We start from the raw sequence: 16,890 nt of genomic DNA, 5'->3' as shown, positions 1-16,890 counted from the left end.
CGCACGACGCACCTTCGCGCCCCCGCGAATTGGCTACTTCTACCTACTGGACATCCACCGCACCGGACGGCCGTTTAGGAGACAGTACGATTCTGCCACAAAACCGCCCGTAAGGCAAGCAAAATCAACCACTTCCAGCGAACTCTCTACCCGCTATTCCGGTTTTGAATTGTACTTTTCCCGAAATAATGCGAAAAATGTGAACGGATCGACCACCTTGATCGGCACTTCCGGGTGGTCCGCCCGAAACACATCGAGCGACTCAATCACCTTCGAGGGTGGCGTCCACACAATCCGAAAGAAATAGAACCCGGGCGCCTCCACGCCCCGGTCCTTGATCGCCCCGTACATCGCATTCGCCGTTTGTTTGGGATTCGAGAAATTGCACGTGTTGTTGATGAGTTCGGTCACGGGCATGCCCTTCCACACGTGCGGCTTCGGGACTGTTCCCCCGTTCCCATGCATATCCATGACGATCGTGGCGAATCCATCCGGCGCAAACTGCGCGAACGCGTCCTTAACCGCCGCGGTCGGCTCGGCCCAATCGAGCACCATCGGCGCAATCGACATATCGGCGCGATCGAAAAACCGCTTGTTGTGTTCCACCATCAGCGGAAGATATTGCGCTTCGATACGGTTCGGATTGAAATAGCCCGCCGCACTCGCGTCCGCGGTAAAAAAATCGTTATCGGTCGCGGTCGCGTAGAAGTGCGCGATCACATCCGGATACGTCTCGATAAGGTTCGGATTGATCCCCCACGCCAACGGAATTCTCCCCCGCCCCGAATCGCCCCAGTGATTCGGCAGAAAATCGTACAGCGGCGTCGCCGAATCGTAGTCCGCCATCAGAATGCACACATACGCCTTTGCTTCGAGTTTCATCGATTGCGCCGGACGGCGCTGCGTCAATCGCGCGGCCGGCGCCTGACTGTGGAACGACTGGTTGTAACAATCGCTCGAAATCGTGTTCTGGTAGCAGTTGTACGGCGATATGAGCCACACCGTTTCCCACTCCGTCGGGACCGGCTCATGTTTGCTCGGGTTGCCGCCGACGTTGCTGTACTTCCAAAACGCGAAGAACCCGGTGAGTTCCGTCATGTGCTTGCCGGCGGACTGCTTCAACGTTTCTTCCAGCACCATCCGGTACGTCGCAATGTCGGTACCCAGGGGCTGCTGCCGATCGTCCCACGGCACTTCATCGCCCCACGGCGACAGGTCGAACACGAACGCGCGTTGTTTTACCGCCCAGTCCCGCGTAACGACGTAGCTGATGTTCCCCGCGTCCCGGCATTGGGCCGCGTCCTCGAACAGGCAAATCAGTTTCGACGAGCACAACCCCTTCGCCAGATACTCGCGGATCGCCCACCGGTACGCGTCATTCTTCGCGCTGCCGGACTCGCTCCCATCGAACTTGCCCCGCAGATCGTCGAGCACCGGAAGGTTCCACTTCGCGAGCACCTGATCGGCAAGTTCCGGACTCAACGCCACCGCGTCCTTCACCCCCGCAATCGTCGTCGCAACGTTCACCGTCGCGGGCACATTCGGGTCCCAGATCACGGCGCCCTTCACGCACTCGCCCGCGAGGTCGCGCAACGCATCGAGATCGGCGGCCGGCGTTTGCGTCCGCGCGGCGAGCCAATTTCCCTCTTCGGACATCACGTCGAGCCAATACTTCGGACGCGCATTCGCGGAGGACAGCACAAACAGCCGCGGCGCATCGCGATTGATTACCCCCTGCAAACACGAAACGGCAAGCGCCTCGTCGTACGCTGCCGCACCGGATTGCGCACCCAACTGAAACGTACTAAGCGCGTTACTACTATCGTCTGCAACGGCAAGGACGGCGGCACACAAGATGAATAACATAACCCTCAATATCGGTCTCCGCATTCGCTTCACGTTCATCCCGCAGACTCCCTATGGCAATTACACCGAATGATCCGGCCGCCACAATCGATCCACTCTGCATGTCCCTACCTTCCCGGCTAGTCGTGCTCGTGCTCTTGCTCGTCATTCGTAATCGATTATCGAAGATCGAGCCGCGACCACGATGACGACTCACGAGCACGAGCACGCGGTGCAGCCGGCCTTGAAATGCTCTGAAACATTCCCGAACGGAGTATAAGCGCCCGGACGCTGCGCAGTACACGGCCAAGTGTATTTGCGATACCTGCGTTGGCTATACTTCGCCTCGAGCCGGGCGGGTCGCGCATGTGCCGCAACCCGTGCCAACTAACTGGATACCAATGATTAAACACATACTTGTTCCAACGGACGGCAGCGAACAGGCGCTAATCGGCGCGCGGTACGCCGTGGGCGTGGCCAAGCGCCTTGGCGCGAGCGTTCACGGACTCTACGTTGTCGATATCAAACTGCTCGAAGGGCCCATCCTGCGCGACGTCTCGGCTTCACTCGGCACTGCCCCATTTGCGAATTATCAGGGCAATATCAGCATGATCCTCGAACAACGCGGCGAGGCCGCGCTCGACGTGGTCACAAAGCTCTGCTCCGATTCGGGCGTGCCATGCGCCTGCGAACGCTCGACCGGCGTCGTTCCCCGCGTCATTACGGAAAAGAGCGAGTTGTGCGATCTCATCGTCATGGGACGCAGCGGCGAGCACAGCGAATGGCTCGAAGGTCTGCTCGGATCGACCACCGAAGCGGTCGTGCGCCGCTCGCGCAGGCCCGTCCTCGTAACCGCGCACGACACGCCCAAGGCGTCCCGCTTCATCGTCGCGTACGACGGATCCCCGAACGCGAAACATGCGCTGCACGTCGCCGCCGAGTACGCCGCGACGTGGGCCGCGCCGCTCAACGTGCTCGTGATCGGCGCCCATCCCGAACACGTCGTGTCCGAAGCGCGCACCTATCTCGAGCCGCACGGTCTCACCACGCACTACGAAGTGCGCGACGGCGAACCCAGCGAAAGCATCGTCGCCTATGCAGGCGAAACAAACGCAGACCTCATCGTCATGGGCGCGTTCGGCCACAACCGCCTCCGCGAACTTGTCGGCGGCAGCACAACCGCCTACACACTCGACCACGCCCCCTGCCCCCTCCTGCTCACCCGCTAGCCGGTTATAACAACTACATCAATACGCAGGCGCACAATCGATCTACACTTCAAATGCGCGCGTGCTGCCGTCCTCTCGTGCTCGTGCTCGTGATCGTGCTCGTAATCGTGCTCGCAGTCGTCCTCGTAATCGTGCTCGTAGTCATCCTCGCAATCGTAATCGTAATCGCTTATCGGCATACGTCCCAAATACCGTCCATCCTGTCCATCCCGTCCATTCAGTCCATGAATTCCCATTCGCTTGGGTGAATCAACGACCCATGACGACTCGCAATCGAGTATTTGGCGTCGAAATCGAGTAATGCCCACGCCCGCAGCTACAAAAAATCTCGAATTGCGCTGGCGTGAATGACGCGAACCGCCAGACGACCATAGTTTTATTCTGGATCTTCGTAACCTGATGCTGGGCTGGACTCGCGCATCACTGCCTCACTCGCTCCAAAAAAAAATGCGCCGCACGCGAAATACCTACTCAAGACCCGATTCCGCGTCCCTATATCCCCCGGCGCTGGCGCTGGGGTCACTCGCCAACGTTGCCCTATCCTCCGCAGGCAAGGAGAACTACACCCAGAACGCGACATTCGAGCTACCCAGGGACGCAAATCTCCACTTTGCCCTTGAACCTTCTCATCATCGCTGCCCCTGCAATTCCCTGAATTTCCCGCAGAAAATAAACTTCTTGTAAAATATCGGAACTTCAAGTATAGTATCGGGCGTCTGAGTAGGGAGGTGAACTTGAGAACATAAAGTGGAGGACTATCGATGAGTAGCTACAAACTTGCGCGGCCTGTCCGTTCTCCCGTTGAAACGGGACAACCGCGACGAAAGCGAGGTACACAATTATGGAGGAAGGAAGTAACAATCTTGCAGTTGAAGAGTTGCTGCAACGCGTAGACTATGTCATGTACGTTCGATCCCGTATACGCCAGGATATCATAGAGAAGCTTGAGAATGACTACGTGATTGCAGCGGAAGATGATCCTATGCTTGCTGTTGCCCAAATGTTACGGCAGTGGAAGAGGGGCGAAATCCAAGCAGGCACTAAGAAGTTTGAAGAGTTGAAGAGTGCGGCGTTAGGCCTGTGCGGCCTGAAAATCCGCGCGAGTGAGTAAATCTATTAAAACCTAGGTGAAATTAGCACGATGATTTATGAAATCGATGGACTTACAGAGCGAATGGGGCACGCACTACGAGTGGTAAGGGTGCTTCGCTGCAAGAAGCAAGGTGACCTAGCAAAAACCATGAAAGTTTCCCAAGCCACCGTCTCAGCGCTTGAGAAAGGAGAAACTGCCTCAATTACAACTTTCGCAAGCGCAGCATACGCGCTAGGCATTAACCTCGCTCATTTGGTGTCTATCGCAGAAACAGATTTGAACGAACTCGACCAAATCGAATCGGACGTAGTTAGGCAACTGTCGAAGCTCAACGAGCCGAAATGGGTACGATCTGTACACGTCGGGAGCAGCCTAGAACGAATCTGATCCCCTCTTGAGTTGGAATTTCACACCCCTGATTTCGCGTCGAGTCGGGGGTGTTTTTCATTCTCGACGCGCATCCACGTCGACTCAGGTCAAAACTGCTAGCGTGTGGTCCGCAAAGACACCTGACCACACGCTAACTCAATCTCCATTTGGATTCAAGATTTCCGCGCACGTCTCAATTGCCATTCCAAGATCGCCTGCGACACCGTGTTGTAGCTCATTCGCCATGCAATAGAATTGCGCCCTACGAACTCCGGCCGACTGTTCTCCTGGTCGTGAACGTCTTGGATGCCAAGAACCAGCTGTTGGATGCACGAATCAAGAAGTTCGTCTAGAGGCACTGTCCAAGCGAAAGTGTTTTTGCCACGGGTGTGCCATTCCACATTCGCGCGGAAGCCAGCGAGCATCGGCATAATCCAACCCAAGGGTATCTTGCCGTCCACGTGCTCATTAAGAAAGTTCAGGTGGTTTTTATGGTTTGTCTTGCTACGTACTCGTACCCGTTTGCCAGCCTTATATCGACCAATTGAAGGCACCTCAAGAGCACGCTTCTCTATCATGTCGCGCAAGCGTAGAATCTCCGGTGCGTGAGCGATCAGTGTCCGAAAGGAGTCGCCGTTGGACTTGTCAGCTGCTTGTTCGGCAAAGCGTCGCACGATCCCTTCCTTTCGGCCGAATAGGGCAACGGGATGATTCTTGTCAGAGTATTCGCTCCGATCAAAAACTGCAAGATAATAGAGTACTTCCCTTACATCGACGGGCTTTTCTTCGTTCATCTTGTAAGCAATGGCATTGGCATAGCTTTCGTTTGCCAGGACACGCTTAAGTTCCTCAAAGTGTTCTCGCAGATTCTCTAAGCTCTTAAGATCTACCTGTTGGCTTGTATTGAGCCCGCCGGCAATCTCGGCTATTTGATCACTGTCCAATCCTACAAATGTCTTGATAAACACGTGCGCTGGCCATCCATCCTCTGGCGGTTGCGCCTGGGCTTCTAAGATGGCATCGAGCGTGTGTGCGCCGTCTACCACACCGTGAAGCCTCCGGTCGTCAAACTTGAGTATTACCTCCTTTCGCTTTTCGTCGTAGGTGAGCTCCTTCGCGACCAAAGTTATTCCTCGGTTACGCTCATGAAAACGGGCTGGCTCTTGCGTCAGGGTTTGCGATATCGACTTGTAAACCGCGCTGCGCTGGTTTACTTCACGCGGATTCACCTCTCGCCAGTCCCATAACTCGCGGGGCACATTCGCAGCAAGAGTAAAGAATAGGCCGACACGGGAAGTATTTGTTGGGGATGGAAGGGAACGGAACTGTTGGGTGGAAAACTTAAACGTTGCCATGAGGCATCTCCTCAGCAAGTGGCGCGCAATGAGCACACTGCCAGTTGAACATCCTACGATAGCGAAACACCGACACCCAATGTGCCAAGCGTCCTATCGAGGCCAGGCATAAGCCTACAGTGCGCGGCTAGATACTGTCAATTCCTCTCGTTGCGTGACGAATTCTTGAATGTCGAAGTATTTCATTGACTTGCTAAGGCCCGCACCCTCTTTAAGCAACGGCACCAGCATTGCTCGTCCACGCGCCAACTCGGCGAGTTGAATTACGTGACGCCTGCAGAGTTCCTTGGCCAACGCGAACAGGAGTTGAGTCTATAGTTTTCAGAACGAATCAAGGTGGAATCGGGCAGGACGCGGGGCATGGGATACTCAGGGACTACGATTTAAGCTCTCCTGGAGTGTTAGTCTTCAAGAGATCGCTTTGTAAACGCGATCTCCGTTTGCGCCCACGATTGCGGGGCTACAGGAGCCGTCCCACGAGCCTATCCAGTTGCGAAAAAGCCCTTTCCGCCGCAAAGCCGGCCCGTTCGGGAGCTGGCGCTGACCCGTACGAGATCGTTTTACATCACCAACATCAGACAATCGATCCAGTCGTTCGCTACGCCGGCACGTCGCGAACTCCGTCGAAAATACACGATCGGCCGCCGTCCCCCGATGGTCCGCAGCGCTTGACCACGAGCGCACCACTTGCCGACCGTGTACGCCTTCGTCGTGAATCCCATCCACATGATCCGCGTGATCCGCGGTGGCGTGCTCCAGACTACTCCTCCGAAATCTGAGTGCAAGATAGTGCAACGCCGTGGGTAAAGAAGTGAGCGGGCGGTTTCGTGGTTCATGGCGATTGGCGCGCGTTTGGTGTTTGAGGAGGCGAAGCGGAGCTTCTCACTCGTTCGTACTCGTTACGAAGTTTCCACTTCGCAACGCACTCTTGAACTTGTCCCCGGACCCCTGCTACACGGAAGGGCGAAGGAGGAAAGCTCTGCTTTGCCCCACTCCACAACACGCCAACCACGCACCCAGGAGGCCAATCATGCAAAAGCCAATATTGACTCGTTCCCACGCTTCCGCTTGGGAACGCACTCTTGAAAAGCTCTGCTTTGTCCCACTCCACAACACGCCAGCCACGCACCCAGGAGACCGACCATGCAAAAACCAATATTCCAATACTTCCCGTTGCCCGTCACGAATTTCACCCAACGCGTCAATCAAATCACCCCTTGAATCGTCAAAAAACTTTTCTACACCCCCCCTGTAAGCGCCAAACGGATAGCCCGTATGTCATCCTCTTGCTTCCTACCTTCCTCGCTACTCGCTACCTCGCTTCCCGCGCCCGGAGTGCAACACGCTGGGCTAATATGTGAGAATACTTCGGTTCTTGCGCAGCGGCCCGCGACGATTTAATTTCGGCATGGATACGGCTGCGAACGCGCGCGGACGAAGGCGCCACGACTGGGGCGAACACCGGGGCGCGTCGCTTGGCGAGGCGACGTTTCGTGGCGTCGGCGCGAATTTGGACTGGACAGGACAAGGGAAGTACATGGCTAAGAAATCGAAGTTCGTCATCCATCGTGATGACGACTTGAAGTCTATCGACGACGAACTGGACGCGGCAATTGGCCGGTTGGACGGAGCAAACGACAAAATCGGGTCGTTGTTGCAGGCCCTGGACCAAAACCAGCCACTCGATATCCCCGACACCATTGTCGAGGACTGGCACGACGAGACCGTCGCCGTGCGCACGTCGCGCGGAGACGAAGAGGAAGAGTAGCCGGCCGTGACCGACGGTGTCGCAATCGGCGCGGTGGCCGGGCGGCCGTTGCGCATCGTGATTACCGACCCTCACCTGAAGGGCGGCGGTCAGGTGCGGTACGTCATTGAACTGGCCCGCAATCTCGTCGCGCGCGGCCACCACATCACCGTCGGCTGCAAAACCGACAGTGTGCTCGCCGACATGGCGCGCGATGCGGGCGCAAACGTCTACAACCGCCTCCAATACCGGGGCGGCGCGCGGCCCGCCGCGTGGTGGCACGACATTCGCGCCCTCCAGGACTTCGTCCGTAGCGAACGCCCCGACGTCCTCCACGCGAACGGCTCGCAAGACCACTGGGTCAGCGCGCTCGCAAACCAGTTGATGGGCCACCCCGTCTGCATGGTCCGCTCGCGCCACAACACCTACGTCGTGAACGAGAACTGGCCCAACCGGAAACTGAACCTCGCCTGGACCGACTACCAGATTGCCGTGTGTAAGGCCGTCTTCGATCTGCGGGCGCCGCGCCCGGTGTTCGACGCCACGCGCATGTGCGTCATTCACAACGGCGTCAACCCCGAGAAGTTCCGTCCGGACGCCGCCGCGCGCGCGCGCGTGCGGTCTGAATTCGGCTATGACGATTCGCATGCCGTCGTCGGCATCGCCGCGCGCCTCGCCGACGCGAAAGGCCATCGTCTTCTATTCGAGGCCGCCGCACAACTCATGCCCGACTTTCCCGGTCTCCGACTCCTCGTGCTCGGTCAAGGCGTGCTCGAACATTCGCTCAAACAGCGCGCCCGCGAATTGGGGATCGGCGACATCACCCACTTCGCGGGGTTTCGTAACGATATCGGCGATTGCATGCAGGCGTTCGACATCGGCGTGCAGCCCTCGATCGACTGCGAGGCTTCGTCCTTCAGCGTCATGGAACAAATGGCGACCGGAAAACCAATCGTCACTTCCGATCACGGCGGCACCAAAGAAATTGTGCGCGACGGAATCGACGGCTATGTCGTTCCGCAAGGGACCGTCGGCCCCCTGGCGGATGCGTTGCGCAAGCTCGTCGCCGATCAAGCTGTGCGCGCGGCGATGGGCGCCTCCGCGCGCCAGCGCGTCTCCGACGAGTTCACGCTCGATCTTCTGGCCCAGCGCACGCTCGACGCTTACGGCCGCGCGCTCGCAATCCACGCCGCGCGCAAGCGAAAGGTCGCGTGAACGTCCTTCACATTGACGAGCAGTCCGGCTGGCGCGGCGGCGAGCAGCAGGCAAGCTATCTCATTCGCGGCCTGGCCGAACGCGGCCACCGTTGCTTTATCGCGGGAAAACCGGACAGCGAATTCCTCGCGCGCGATCACGGGGTCCAGGACCTTGTCCGAATTCCCGTGCCCTGTCGCGGCGAGTTCGATATCGTCACGGCCTGCAAGCTCTCCCGCGCCGTTCGCAAACATGCCATCGACATCCTGCACGCGCACAGCAGCCATGCAATCACCTACGCCGCGCTCGCAAAAAAAATCGCGGGCCGCGGGCGCGTCGTTGCGTCCCGCCGCGTGGACTTCCCGCCGAACGCGAACGTGTTCAGCCAGTGGAAGTACAACCAGCCCGACCGCATTGTCGCGATATCCGGCTGCATCGCGCGGGTCATGCGCGACTTCGGCATCCCGGAATCGAAACTGTGCACCGTTCACAGCGGCATCGATCTAAAGCGGTTTGATGTAGACCCGCTCCACCGCGCCGAATTGGGCATTCCCGAAGGCGTCCCGCTCGCGGGAAACGTCGCCGCGCTCGTCGGCCACAAGGACCACGAAACGCTGTTGAACGCCGTGCCGCACGTCCTCAAGGAAATTCCGCGGTTCTGCCTCGTCATCGCGGGCGAGGGTCCTCTGCGTCCACAACTCGAAGCGCAGATCGACCGCCTGGACATCCGGCACGCCGTGACGCTCCTCGGCCAGCGCAACGACGTCCCGCGCCTCCTTCGCGCACTCGATCTCTTCGTCATGTCCAGCAGCGAAGAGGGCCTCGGCACCTCGGTCCTCGACGCTATGGCCTGCGGCGTACCGGTCGTCGCCACCAACGCCGGCGGCATCCCCGAAATGGTCCGCGACGGAGAGACCGGTCTACTGGTGCACGTCGGGAACAGTGCAGCACTCGGATCGGCCATCGCGGGACTGCTTCACGACGCCGGGCAGATGCGCCGCATGATCGAGGCCGCATACGAACTGGTTCGCACCCGATTCACCGCCGACGCGATGGTCTCCGGCAATCTGGCGGTCTACGACTCCTTGTTCCGAAATGTTTAGAGATAGGAGCGGAAATGGACTGGAAATGAATCGAGTTTTATTTCGTCGAGTTGCTTCACTAAAAATATATATAACATATTATAATTCAATGACTTACAGCATTATATTATCCGAAATAAACCGCGAAATGAGTTGTGCTATAATCACTTTATGGCTATTCCATACCTACACCCAACCGACTGGTGCAAGTACCTCCCGGCAGCCATCCTCGCACCATTGACCACTGCCAAGGCCGCGGTGCTCTCGTTGACCACGATCCCGTACCAGCGGAGCTGGGCCGAGAGACTCCAACAAATACAACTCAAACGCGAAATCGCGGGGACCTCCCGAATCGAAGGCGCAGACTTCACCGAAAGGGAACTCGACGCCGCGCTCTCCGACGATCTCGACGAACTGAGCACACGGTCCCAACGCCAGGCTGCGGCGGCCGTCCGTGCCTATCGATGGATCGCAAGTCTTCCGAACGACTATCCGATCGACCGCGGTACCATCCTCGAAGTGCACCGCCTCATCGTGACGAACGCCGACGACGACCACTGTCCGCCCGGAACGCTGCGCGGTCACGATCAAAATGTCACCTTCGGATCGCCGCGGCACAGGGGCGTCGAAGGCGGCAGGGAGTGCGAAACGGCATTCAACACATACTGCGGCGCGCTGACAAAGCAAATGGCGGAACACGACCCCCTCGTCCGCGCCCTCGCCGCACACTATCACTTCGCCGCGATGCACCCCTTTCTCGACGGAAACGGCCGTACCGCCCGCGCCATCGAGGCCCTCCTCCTGCAACGCTGCGGCCTACGCGACACGCTCTTCATCGCAATGTCGAACTACTACTATGAAGAAAAGAACGCATACCTGCGCGCCCTCGCGGAAGTCCGCGCCAACGACAACGATCTGACGCCGTTTTTGATCTTTGGCCTGCATGGAATCGAACTCCAATGCCGTCGATTGCTGGACGAAATCCGCATTAACGTTTCAAAGGCGTTGTTTCGAAACCAGATGTACGACCTGTTCAATCGGTTGAAGAGTACGCGAAAGCGCGTCATCGCCGAGCGGCAAATCAAAATGCTTACGCTACTCCTCGAGCAGGACATGCTGGTGGATGACTTCTGCGAGGCAACGCTGCCGCTCTACTCCGCGCTCAAGAATCCAGATAAAGCTTGGTATCGCGACATGTCCATGCTGTTCGAGTTGAAAGCGATCGACGGCGAACGCACAGCGTCTGGAACGAAAATCTTCGCGCGCCTGGAATGGCCGACCGAGATTACGGAGACCGAGTTCTTCCGCATCGTAAACGAGATGCCGAAAGCGAAGTCGCACAGCTTCTTGGACCACTGACGACGAAAACGATCGCATACATAAAACAACACTGGAACCGCACCGACACGGTCGTCCTGTCCACCAACACGGCGTCGTTCGTATTCTTCATCGCGAACGCATGGTGGGGTTCCGCGTGGGTGTGCACCCTCGCGTCGCTCGTCCCGCTTTGCATTCAGACGTTGCGCGCGCGTGCCGTGGGCGACAGTCTGCGTCCTGCGCTGGTATTTGGCGCATACATCGGCGCGGCGTGGCCCATCGGCGAAGGCCTCGTCACGTGGGCGGTGGGATGGTGGGGCGAATACCTCGCGCCCGGTCCCATCGTATGGCACACACCGGTCTATTGCATGCTCATCGGTTGGCTCGCGTCAACGCACATCTACTACGTCACGAAACGCACCGTAGAAATGGGCTGGAGCAACCGCGCCGCGGCCGTTCACGCATTCCTTATGGCAACGATCATCGGCGTTATCGGCGAGAACCTGTTCGTTGCGGCCGGGATGTGGCGGTACCACGCATCGAACTTGGACTGGCTTTCCGTGCCCGCATTTGTTCCGATTGCATACGGTATCGGCTATTGCGTATTGCCATACGCGTCGCGCGCGCGAGCGGTGTCCGCTGCCGCAATTGTCGCGGCGCTACTGCTGTGCGTCAGCGTCGGGCTCGGGTTCGCGACCGGGTTCTTCCCCCGCTGACGCGCCGGGGACGATCGAAGTTGGCAGCCCTTTTCCGCGTATCGTCACACGCAACGCGCCGTCCGGCTCGCGCGAAACCGTAAACGTTCCTTCAGGCATCGCTGGTCCCCAAACCGTTCGCAATTCCAGTGGCGATTCGATTGCGACGCGGTCGGCGTTGGGGAAATGGGTGAAAAGCGGCGCGTCTATCGCACTCGGTACGACTACCTCTCCCCCACGCTCCGACCACTCTCGAACCGAGATTTCGCCGGCCGCCAACGACTTCGTGTGTACCGGCAAGATAGGCACACCATCCAGAATCGCGTCGGACAGACACACCGGCGCCCCACGGTAGTAGCGAATGTCGGGCAGCACGCCAATCTGTCCGACTTGCGCGGCGCGCTCCTGGGCCAGTTTCTGCACGCCGCGCACGTATTCACCCGCATCGTGCCACGTCTTGATCGAACGCCACTGCATCGCGAAGAAGATGATCACAAGCGTCGTCGTAATGCTGATCATCGGCACCCGCCACCGGGGATGGTCCATGATGCGAAACACGACGACAATCAGTCCCAGCACGAACAGCACATTCGCCAGCAGCAGTTGCCCGCCGCCGATCATGTGCGTCAGGTCGATTGGCCGCAATTGCGGGGCGAGGCGCAGCATGGCCATTCCAACGATCGCAAATAACAGAATCGGCCGCTGCGCCTTGCGATGAATCAGCGCGAGAATGAGAATGACCGCACCCGCCGCAAGCCAGGCAGTCCACGGCCGCTCGTGAAACGCTTCCACCGTCTCCGGCAGGAAACCAATCGGATAAAAGATGAGATACAGCGGCCCGAACATCTGCCCCAAATCGAACTGCCCGAACAAGCGGAAATTGCCCGCGATTATGGAAACCGTCAACGCCAGAATCCCGATGCGCAGGCCCCGCCCCACCGCTCTCGATTCCTTCGGGACCACGAGAAGCTCATACGCCAGAAGCACGGGCCCGAGCGCGGCATTCTCCGCGTACGCGCCCGCTGCGAAGCCCGCGAGCAGGTACGCGAGCATGTGCCTCCCCATGCTCGGCGCCGACGCGTTCCACGCGTACGCGGTCAACGCAGCAAGACCGGCCAGGCAGGACATCAGGTCGGCGACGCCGGAGAGATTGTGCATCGCTTCGCTGTGCACCGGGTTCGCCATGAAAAGGCACGCGGCGAGGCTTCCAAACCACCATGCCCCCTTGACGGAAATGTTGACGAACCGGTAGATCAACAGCATGCACGCGTACATCAGCGCCATATTGACTAGGTGATAACCAGCAGTGTTCTCTCCGAATACCCGGACTTCCATGGCGAACAGTTCCCGCGCCAGAGTGGGCAATTCCTCCCCAAAACGTGCCAAATGCGCGTAGTCCCTGCCGAGCGGGTAAATCCATAACCCCCAGCCGTACACCAACAAAAGGTAGGCAAACATCGCGACAGCGTCGTACGCATCCTTGTGGTTAAGGCGCAGGGCGACCAAGGGATGCGGCTTGACGGCGGGTTCAGGCATGGCGCGGAAGTCTACCGCCCATGCCGGTCGGGGGTCAAAGGACAGCCAAAACGTGTGCTATCCGTTGCGTCACATGAAGTTCCTTAGTCTCCCGTCTAAACAGGCTGTTCGCGTGAAAAATCCTCTCGCCATGCGCTCAAAGGCTTGCTCGTGAGCATTTCTCACCGCACCGAAGGTCTTTACTTCCACTACCGCGCCGTGGGGCGGTGAGGAATGCGGGCCTAAACCATTAGACCCTCGGAGTTGTCTAATACCACACTGGAAGCCAGGGGGTGGGCGTGTGCCGCTCACAAAAACCTTACGACCGGTAGATAGAATCCTTGCTCCCGGAGCTACCTTTCAGTATCCTTGGGCGCATCGGACGAAGGCCCAGGCTAATCGAATTTTGGAGTGGTGGAGTAATGCTTAGTGTGAAGTCGATCAGGTGCCGTATTGCTGGCGGGTGGGCGGTCCTCGCGCTGTGCACGGCGACGTCATTGGCCGCGACGCGTGAGAACCCGGCGGAGGCCAAACCCCTCCCGGCCATAGCGAAGAATTTCCGCCTCGAAGACCACTTGGGCGGGTCGCACGAACTGTACCGCATGAAGGACGGCAAGGCGATCGTGCTGTATTTCCATGGCAACGGTTGCCCGATCGTTCGCAAGTCCATACCCGAGATAAAGGCAATTCGCGACGAATTCAATCCAAAGGGCGTCGGGTTCTTCATGATCAACGCGAACCCGCTTGACGATAAAGACAGCATCGTCGAGGAAGCGAAAGAGTTCGCCATTGACATCCCAATCTTGATGGACACCGCGCAAATCGTCACGCTCGATCTTGGCACGAAGCGCACGGCAGAGGCCATCGTCATCGTTCCCGACGGCTGGAAAATCGTCTACCGCGGAGCAATCAGCGACCGGCAGGAATACGGATTTGAACGCCCAAAACCTGACCATGACTGGCTCCGCGACGCGCTTAACGCCGTGCTCGAAGGCAGGGAACCCGAAGTAAAGACGTCCGAAACCAAGGGTTGCCTCATCGATCTGAAGGAGGTACCGACGAAAGTCTCGTATGCCCGGCACATCGCGCCGATCCTGGAAGAGAAGTGCGTTTCGTGCCACGTCGAGGGCCACATCGGGCCTTTCGCGATGGACAGCTACGAAAACGTCGCCGGCCGCAAGCGCATGATTCGCGAAGTGCTCGTAACAAAACGCATGCCGCCCTGGCACGCCGACCCATACCACGGCGAATTCAAAAACGACAATTCTCTAACCGAAAAAGAACTGCGCACGATGGTCGCCTGGCTGGACTCCGACGCCGGGAACGATGCGAAGAAGGACCCATTGCTGCGCTTCGCGGTTGATGATGCCGAACCCGTCTGGCCGTTAGGCACGCCGGATGTAATCATACCCATGCCCAAGTCCGTCGATGTGCCCGCCGACGGCGTGCTCGACTACGTATACATGCGCGTCCCGTACACCGGCGACGAAGACCTCTGGATCACGGCTGCTGACGTGCTCCCGGGCGATCGTTCGGTCGTGCACCACGCGCTGGTGTTTCTGAACTATCCCAACGAACTCAAAAACATCGAGCCGGATATGGAAGGCGGGCTAAACGGCTTCTTTGCGGGATACGTGCCCGGAATGCTCAACGAACCGTATCCGAAAGGCACGGGCAAGTGGGTGCCCAAGGGCTCGGAATTCGTGTTCCAGATGCACTACACGACGACCGGCCGCGCCGCCAGCGACAGAAGCCAGCTTGGCCTCTATCTCGCAAAGAAAAAGCCTGCGCGCGAGTTCTTCACGCGCGCGGCGACGAACACCGATTTCGAGATCAAGCCGAACGACCCCAAGAGCCCGACCGATGCGACCTACCGGTTCGACCGCGACGTTGTGCTCTACGAGATGGGACCGCACATGCACTACCGCGGCAAGGAAGTCTCGTACGAAGTGCGGTACCCCGACGGAAACCGGGAAATGCTGTTGAACGTACCCAACTACGATTTCAACTGGCAAACCATGTACCGGCTAGATAAACCGCTGCACTTGCCGGCGGGCAGCCAATTGCGCGTGGCGGGCGCGTTCGACAATTCCGCCCGCAACCCGCGCAATCCCGATCCAAATCGCGCCGTCTACTTCGGCGAACAAAGCTGGGACGAGATGTTTGTCGGATATATCGGCTACGCCTACGTGGATGCCGAAGCCGCGCCCGTTCAGACCGTGGCGTCGAACATCCACTTCGGCAAGCCCGTCACGGCGGAGAACCTGGTCGGCACGTTCTGGAGGATCGGCCGCTGGAAACTGAACTTCCAGGAGAACGGCGTGCTGCGCGTGGGCCGCACTTTCAAGGGCACATGGCAACACACCGGTAACGGCCTCCATCTGCGCGTAGCCGGTGACGAGTTCGACCTCGAGATCCAGGACGACACAATCCTCTCGGAGGACGGTCCGCTCGAATACCTCGCTGATCACGTCGAGACCGCGCCCGCAAAAGCGCGCCTCTCGTCGAATCAGTAATTGCATCAGCCCCGCTTCGATACGTGTCGAAGCGGGGTCTATTCTTTCCAGCCCGTATCTCGATCGATTGCGTCCGAATTTCAAATTGCACTCTGGCACCGGCACCGGGATACATAACCGGTGCAGCAGTCAGTCAGAATCTGTATTTAGAATCCAACCATCTGCAAGAGGACTGTAATGCCCTCCGATCGAAACAAGTTCAGCGCGAATTCCGGGGTCTGAATAGTATTCCATATCCTGCAATAGGCCGTGGCTTGCGGAGAGATAGTACTCTTGACCCGATGGATTGCCAGTGGGTTCATACCAGAAACCCATGGTGAAACAAAGGAACCCGTCCCGTAGGATGGCATCGATGTATTGAGGCACGAGTACCCATAAAAACTCGGGATAGCGGCCATGCTCCGAACGATACTGCGCTAACGCCACGATTATGGGTGCGGCATTGTCCATAGTTCGTCTCTCGCCCCACGTATACTGCTTGAAAAAAATGAAGCACGAGAATGACACGCCAAGCGCGATTATAATGGACAGAACAATCACCATTACTTTCACCGACCGGGTGATTCGCATCGCAACACGCACAAGCACGACGATCATTAGAATCGCACTACTGAAGACGACATATTTTGCGGAGCGATTATTAAGGACGGCATCCAACTCTGGTATCGCAACTGGTGGGCTTGCATAGTAGTAAACCGCATTGATTCCCCAGCCCCAACTCATCAAGGCCGCGATTAAATAGGCGCAAAAAGTCACCACCTTGAAACCGAACCCCGTATCTAGGGCGCGTAGAGTTCGAACGGGGCGGGAACAGTTCGGTACGTCATCTGAATGTGTGGCCATTGTTGGCCGGCTCCCAATTCCGCGATGTATGGTGTGCAACACGCGCCGTGTGCGACCTACCGAGTTCTTCAGCGTACGGGTTAATCACAC

At 58.2% G+C, this 16,890-nt stretch carries 14 protein-coding genes; 9 read left to right on the top strand and 5 right to left on the bottom strand.

Translation table 11 applies throughout. The features are described from left to right. Positions 1-153 precede the first annotated feature (153 nt). Positions 154-1,875 (bottom strand): hypothetical protein, encoded by a 1,722-nt coding sequence (locus tag HUU46_05635; GenBank protein ID NUM53107.1) that lies wholly within the window; start codon positions 1,873-1,875, stop codon positions 154-156. Between the two features lie 371 nt (positions 1,876-2,246). On the opposite strand from HUU46_05635, the gene HUU46_05630 reads away from it, so the two are divergent. Continuing rightward, the gene (locus tag HUU46_05630) at positions 2,247-3,074 is read left to right on the top strand and encodes a universal stress protein (GenBank protein NUM53106.1); all 828 of its coding nucleotides are present in this window, start codon (positions 2,247-2,249) and stop codon (positions 3,072-3,074) included. Here HUU46_05630 and HUU46_05625 read toward each other — a convergent pair. Next, positions 3,071-3,253 (bottom strand): hypothetical protein, encoded by a 183-nt coding sequence (locus HUU46_05625; protein NUM53105.1) that lies wholly within the window; start codon positions 3,251-3,253, stop codon positions 3,071-3,073. The genes HUU46_05630 and HUU46_05625 overlap by 4 nt on opposite strands. Positions 3,254-3,915: 662 nt before the next feature. On the opposite strand from HUU46_05625, the gene HUU46_05620 reads away from it, so the two are divergent. Further along, positions 3,916-4,185, top strand: a complete 270-nt coding sequence (locus tag HUU46_05620; protein NUM53104.1) for a hypothetical protein — start codon at positions 3,916-3,918, stop codon at positions 4,183-4,185. Between the two features lie 30 nt (positions 4,186-4,215). Continuing rightward, the gene (locus tag HUU46_05615) at positions 4,216-4,554 is read left to right on the top strand and encodes a helix-turn-helix transcriptional regulator (protein NUM53103.1); all 339 of its coding nucleotides are present in this window, start codon (positions 4,216-4,218) and stop codon (positions 4,552-4,554) included. Between the two features lie 155 nt (positions 4,555-4,709). On the opposite strand, the gene HUU46_05610 is transcribed toward HUU46_05615, so the two are convergent. Beyond that, positions 4,710-5,891: an AIPR family protein gene (locus tag HUU46_05610; GenBank protein NUM53102.1), complete on the bottom strand. Its 1,182-nt coding sequence runs from the start codon at positions 5,889-5,891 to the stop codon at positions 4,710-4,712. Positions 5,892-7,299: 1,408 nt separating this feature from the next. On the opposite strand from HUU46_05610, the gene HUU46_05605 reads away from it, so the two are divergent. The 5 genes from HUU46_05605 to HUU46_05585 all read left to right on the top strand — a co-directional run bounded on the left by HUU46_05605 (position 7,300) and on the right by HUU46_05585 (position 11,947). Next, positions 7,300-7,659, top strand: coding sequence for a hypothetical protein (locus HUU46_05605; GenBank protein ID NUM53101.1), 360 nt, complete (start codon positions 7,300-7,302; stop codon positions 7,657-7,659). Positions 7,660-7,665: 6 nt separating this feature from the next. Further along, positions 7,666-8,853: a glycosyltransferase gene (locus HUU46_05600; GenBank protein ID NUM53100.1), complete on the top strand. Its 1,188-nt coding sequence runs from the start codon at positions 7,666-7,668 to the stop codon at positions 8,851-8,853. Further along, on the top strand, positions 8,850-9,935 hold the full coding sequence (locus tag HUU46_05595) for a glycosyltransferase (protein NUM53099.1): 1,086 nt from the start codon (positions 8,850-8,852) through the stop codon (positions 9,933-9,935). The genes HUU46_05600 and HUU46_05595 overlap by 4 nt, the downstream gene beginning before the upstream one ends. A 150-nt stretch (positions 9,936-10,085) precedes the next feature. Then, entirely contained in the window at positions 10,086-11,273 is a 1,188-nt protein-coding gene (locus tag HUU46_05590) for a Fic family protein (GenBank protein ID NUM53098.1), read from the top strand. After that, entirely contained in the window at positions 11,186-11,947 is a 762-nt protein-coding gene (locus tag HUU46_05585; protein ID NUM53097.1) for a hypothetical protein, read from the top strand. Before HUU46_05590 ends, HUU46_05585 begins: the two co-directional genes overlap by 88 nt. On the opposite strand, the gene HUU46_05580 is transcribed toward HUU46_05585, so the two are convergent. Then, complete coding sequence (locus HUU46_05580; GenBank protein ID NUM53096.1) at positions 11,891-13,462, bottom strand: hypothetical protein; 1,572 nt, start codon at positions 13,460-13,462, stop codon at positions 11,891-11,893. The two genes, HUU46_05585 and HUU46_05580, sit on opposite strands and share 57 nt — an antisense overlap. A gap of 410 nt (positions 13,463-13,872) precedes the next feature. Here HUU46_05580 and HUU46_05575 point away from each other — a divergent pair, with 410 nt between their 5' ends. Beyond that, positions 13,873-15,957 carry a redoxin domain-containing protein gene (locus HUU46_05575; GenBank protein NUM53095.1) on the top strand — a complete coding sequence of 695 codons (2,085 nt, stop codon included), beginning with the start codon at positions 13,873-13,875 and terminating at the stop codon, positions 15,955-15,957. Between the two features lie 129 nt (positions 15,958-16,086). Here HUU46_05575 and HUU46_05570 read toward each other — a convergent pair whose 3' ends face one another. Next, the gene (locus HUU46_05570) at positions 16,087-16,800 is read right to left on the bottom strand and encodes a hypothetical protein (protein ID NUM53094.1); all 714 of its coding nucleotides are present in this window, start codon (positions 16,798-16,800) and stop codon (positions 16,087-16,089) included. Positions 16,801-16,890 lie beyond the last annotated feature (90 nt).

The organism is Candidatus Hydrogenedentota bacterium (genome assembly GCA_013359265.1).
Taxonomy (GTDB): Bacteria; Hydrogenedentota; Hydrogenedentia; order Hydrogenedentales; family SLHB01; genus JABWCD01.
The sequence above is the reverse complement of the archived record's forward strand: the minus strand, read 5'-3'. Positions and strand labels throughout refer to the sequence as shown.

Bases quoted from the DNA above. Each gene is read 5' to 3' on its own strand.
- HUU46_05615 (NUM53103.1), top strand. From the start codon at position 4,216: ATGATTTATGAAATCGATGGACTTACAGAGCGAATGGGGCACGCACTA.
- HUU46_05630 (NUM53106.1), top strand. From the start codon at position 2,247: ATGATTAAACACATACTTGTTCCAACGGACGGCAGCGAACAGGCGCTA.
- HUU46_05605 (NUM53101.1), top strand. From the start codon at position 7,300: ATGGATACGGCTGCGAACGCGCGCGGACGAAGGCGCCACGACTGGGGC.
- HUU46_05625 (NUM53105.1), bottom strand. From the start codon at position 3,253: ATGCCGATAAGCGATTACGATTACGATTGCGAGGATGACTACGAGCAC.
- HUU46_05585 (NUM53097.1), top strand. From the start codon at position 11,186: ATGGCCGACCGAGATTACGGAGACCGAGTTCTTCCGCATCGTAAACGA.
- HUU46_05620 (NUM53104.1), top strand. From the start codon at position 3,916: ATGGAGGAAGGAAGTAACAATCTTGCAGTTGAAGAGTTGCTGCAACGC.
- HUU46_05580 (NUM53096.1), bottom strand. From the start codon at position 13,462: ATGCCTGAACCCGCCGTCAAGCCGCATCCCTTGGTCGCCCTGCGCCTT.
- HUU46_05610 (NUM53102.1), bottom strand. From the start codon at position 5,891: ATGGCAACGTTTAAGTTTTCCACCCAACAGTTCCGTTCCCTTCCATCC.
- HUU46_05570 (NUM53094.1), bottom strand. From the start codon at position 16,800: ATGGCCACACATTCAGATGACGTACCGAACTGTTCCCGCCCCGTTCGA.
- HUU46_05590 (NUM53098.1), top strand. From the start codon at position 10,086: ATGGCTATTCCATACCTACACCCAACCGACTGGTGCAAGTACCTCCCG.